This window comes from Gammaproteobacteria bacterium (assembly GCA_009845905.1).
In the GTDB taxonomy this organism is placed as follows: Bacteria; Pseudomonadota; Gammaproteobacteria; order Steroidobacterales; family Foliamicaceae; genus Foliamicus.
Genome location: VXYS01000007.1, coordinates 1 through 4,149, shown reverse-complemented (window position 1 = coordinate 4,149; position 4,149 = coordinate 1). Strand labels below are relative to the sequence as shown.

At 58.7% G+C, this 4,149-nt stretch carries 4 protein-coding genes; 2 read left to right on the top strand and 2 right to left on the bottom strand.

Annotated elements, in window-relative coordinates:
- Window positions 1–718 (bottom strand): Fic family protein (locus F4036_07505; GenBank protein MYK37583.1); only part of this gene is annotated, 718 nt, incomplete at its 3' end.
- Between the two features lie 330 nt (window positions 719–1,048).
- Here F4036_07505 and F4036_07500 point away from each other — a divergent pair.
- Entirely contained in the window at window positions 1,049–2,038 is a 990-nt protein-coding gene (locus F4036_07500) for a hypothetical protein (protein ID MYK37582.1), read from the top strand.
- Window positions 2,039–2,275: 237 nt separating this feature from the next.
- On the opposite strand, the gene F4036_07495 is transcribed toward F4036_07500, so the two are convergent.
- Window positions 2,276–2,890, bottom strand: coding sequence for a hypothetical protein (locus tag F4036_07495; protein ID MYK37581.1), 615 nt, complete (start codon window positions 2,888–2,890; stop codon window positions 2,276–2,278).
- Window positions 2,891–3,439: 549 nt separating this feature from the next.
- On the opposite strand from F4036_07495, the gene F4036_07490 reads away from it, so the two are divergent.
- The gene (locus tag F4036_07490; GenBank protein ID MYK37580.1) at window positions 3,440–3,775 is read left to right on the top strand and encodes a hypothetical protein; all 336 of its coding nucleotides are present in this window, start codon (window positions 3,440–3,442) and stop codon (window positions 3,773–3,775) included.
- The last annotated feature ends 374 nt before the right edge of the window (window positions 3,776–4,149 follow it).

Below are 4,149 nucleotides of genomic sequence, written 5' to 3'. Positions count from 1 at the left end.
CTAGGGGCAGCATCGTGGGGCGCCCGATCATTCTGGCCATTGCTTTTTCGGCAATGGCTCGACCGATTCGTCCATTGCCGTCTTCGAACGGATGGATGGACTCAAACCGAGCATGCGTCGCCGCCGTCACTGCCAAAATGGACTTTGCTGGTCGGTTCCCCGTTGCCCGGTTGAACCATTCCACAAATTGGTGCATCTCTTCGGGCACATCTCGGGCGGGTGGCGCTTGGTAGTGAATGGTCTCGCTGCCGATCGGCCCACCGGATACGATCAGCATGTCGTCTTCGCCTTTCCGATATCCCCCGACAACATCCAAGTCGCGTCTGCCGGACATCAGCATTCGGTGCCAGTCGAACAGAGTTTCTTGGTCAAGGGGCTGGTCGAAGTACCGGTACAACGAAACCATCATCTCGGCAACGCCCTCTTCCTTGCCGTGCCTCCTGCTGTTTCGGCGAAGGCCCAAACGGCGCAACAAGGAGTCCTGAATGGAGTCGCGGTCCAGCATTTCGCCTTCAATGGCGGATGTGGTTAACGCTTCACGGGTCAACCACTCCACGCGAAGGCCGTCGCGGGTGCGCTCGTCCAAATGTCCGAGGACAATCTTCTGGGTGGCCATACCCTTGGCGAACTTCCGTTCGGCATCATCCAAGCAGCCCTTAGCCAAAGTGAGGTTTGGCCACCCCGGCTGTTGCCAAACCCATCTGACGCTTGCGTCCATTGCGCCGGTCTCTCGTGCCCCGTGAGTAATAGACTGGATTCTATTACTCACTTGGCATGAATATCCATCCGACCGGCACTGGGCGATGGACAATCGGGCGCATCAAGCCGAACGCGAACGGCAGACCATCGAGGACGCCGCCAAATGTGTCCTAGTGTGCGCTTTTGCGTATCCTAGTGCGCGCGTGCCGCCCGGAAACCCTCAAGAACACTGGATTTTTTTCGTAGCCCAGACTTGCCCAGAGCTCCCCAGAGAGAAGGGCAAGGGCCAGTGGGCGTTTCGCCGGAGCTACACGGCCCACCGACCTTTGAGGACAAACAGGAGAATCGAATGACCACCAAACACCATGCAGGGGGGACAGGCCGTAGCGCACTGCTCGCCGCCTGCATGGCGCTGTGCGCCGTCGCACCATCGGTAGCGCGCGAAGTGCCGTGGGAAGCGCTCGATTCCGATCTCAAAGAAAAGTACCGGACGGCCGGAACAAGGGGCGAACGCCGCCCCGACGCCGAAGCCCGGAAGGTCCGGGCCACCGTTCCCGAAAACGTCCGAGTTCAAGGCCCTGACGCCGAACGATTTTCGCTGAGGGACATGGATTGGAGCCATAAGACACCCTATGCGATGCGCGGTAGCGACCGGGCGTCGAACGGCGTGTTCGAGAGTTCCGAGCGTAATCGGGCAAGGGGCGCTCGGATTATGAGCGCGGCGAACATCAGGGATGCCGAAAAAGCGCACCAAACCAAAGGCAGGGCCTATCGGGTTCTTTCATCGGCCAAAGGGGCGGGGGTCGGCGCGGCGACCGCTGCCGCCATAAGCAGCGGCGTAGTCATCTACAAGCACCATCACTACTACCTCGCTGGGTGCATGACGAGGAACGAAGCCGCCATAGAGGCCGGGAAGGAAGTCGCCGTCATCGCGGGTGTTGGGGCGGCCGCTGGCGCGGCTGTTGTTGCCGTGATGAAATCCCCAATTGCTCCCATCGGGTTGGCTGCGCTCGGTGCGGCAGGCATCTACGGCATATACACCATCGGCGAAGAGCTTTTCCTATTGCTCGACGACGAGGCAGCCGCGCCCATGTTCGTGGACACCAAAGGATATGCAGAACTTAGCGGGTACATCGGCCCTCTCGGCAACCAATGCGCCATCGGCGAAATCACCATCGCGGAAGAAACCGCCGACAACCCCGGCCACTGGATCTGGGTGCATGATTCAGCGGGCCAGCCCTTCACGCTTTACCGAGACGTGTTCCGCGTGGACGGCGAAATCGGTATCGGCCCGCACAAAGCGATGGCGGGATGGGTTGACCCGCCACGGCTGCCCTGAGCACCCGACCGCGAAGACCGCTTCGGCTCGGCGGATCACCAACAGGCCGCTCGTTCACCGCACCGCTGCTGGCGCAAGGCGTCCGACCTGCAGGTCGAAGGGGCGCGGCACTGTTATGAACATCACAGCAGCTTGGACCGGGAAAGCGGTGGGCTGTCTTGAGCGGACCTTTTCGGGGCGTTGAACCGGAGGTAGGGTTGGCCCTTTAGTGCGCGGAAGGCTTGCTTAAGGCCAAGCTCACCCCGTTCCGCCGTGCTCATGCCGTATCTGGGCGAGGCGGACCAAGCTATGAGAGTAGTTGGGAAACTCGATGGGATTGGCGGACCTAAACCCTTTCCCATCAACTCCCCTGCGACCCCAAACAACACCACAAGGCACGGATAAATCGCCGGGGTTGAGCGTGTACTTAAAGCGGACAACTGTGTCTTCGCACCAAACCCAATACTCTTGCAGGGTTGCCACCGTCACCCGGTCGGCTGGCTCCCCCACATCCCATTTCCGTTTTTCGAGCGCCGTGGATAAGTGCGTTTTCACTTGATCATATGATTGGTTGAGACACCACTTTGTGTCCTCATTCAGCCCTTCGTACAGGCGATCCGCGCTGTGCCTCAGTTTCTTTGGCTCGCCGTTTGGATTGTCCAGCAAGTACAGCACCTTTAACGACAGTTCCGAAGTGAGCGCAGATAGATAAACGTGGGAGTAGTGGGCCGCAATCTCAAGGTCTTCCGGCTCGTCCACCCACTCGCCCACCACCTTCCTAAACTGCAACCCCTCGGCGTAAATCGACTCGAACATGCTCGAGTTTCGGGCGAAATTCTTAGCGGCCCGCAGGTAGTCATCCGCTGTTTCCATTGTCTTTTTCCCCGAAATGAAATGCTGCGCATTGTAACGGCGTGTTTGCGACCGGCACCCCATAGGTGCGCTAGCCAAGGTGACACATGGCTTCTCCGGCCCATCGACGCGGCGTTTGTATGCTGTCAATCTATACAGAAATCTGCGCCGCCCGTAAGTCAAGAGAGAGGGCCAACGCGGGCCAGGGCCACGGACACATTCAGCGCGGCTGGCAGTCCACCGACGAGGAAATTCTCCATTGGTTCATCCGGGTGCTACGACAAGGCGCTTACGCTGGCCCCAACGGCAGACGGCATGGCGGACTGGCCCGAACTCTAGCGGAGGGAATGGGAGGCTTGGATTGATCTCACCCACAAGATGACGGGGCAGTGCGACTACGAGCGGGGAAGCCGCCGTAAGTCGGGCCCTGCATAGTCGCCCACAAAAGTCTTACACTACGGATTGTTGAAAGCCTGATTGGCCGTTGATAGGTTTTTGGCATCCAAGAATGAATGACGCCGAAGGAATGTGCAGTTCGTTCGGCGTCTTAACCAGGAAAGGAGCAATATCGTGTCGCAGGATGACATTACGCGAGAGGAATTGGTCGAAATAGCGCTTTTCAGGCTGCCAAGGCCGTACACCCCCGAAGTCACCCTACACGTCTTCTGCGAGATCGAGCGGACCCCTCGCCTTCTCAGGGCCTACGAACGGTTGACTGGAGAGTACGGCAAGAACCAGTTGAACCAGTGGATCGGTCAGGCGGTCAAGGATATGTTGGGGGCTGAGTCGAGCGGGCAGATGGACTACGTTGCCGACGTATGCGAGATCGTAAAGTGGCCCTCTCGGTTGGTGAACATCGATCCTGACATTCAGTCTGCAAAAAAGCTCCTGAAACTGGTGGGCTAAAGCCTCGGTTCTTTCCCTCCGGGCTAACGGCCTCGCCTTTCCAGACCTGTGCGGCAGCACCGAAGAGCTAGAGTGAACGCTCGCCGTCGCAATTAACATGGTCAACACGAACGGACTCGATGACCGCTTATGCCGCAGGGCTGCTGTCTGCCGGTTCGCCGCGTTCAAACACGTCGAGGACGCCCCAACGGGTGCCCCCAATGGGTTATAAGTAACACTCCGACCACCCCTATAACCCACATTGGCCCCAAACGCATGGAAAATGCGCCGATTTTGGGTTATATGGACGCGATCTATAACCCAATCAGAACAAACACCGTGATTAAGCAGTGGGCTTGGCAGCACGACGATTGGCCAAACTACACCATCGACCC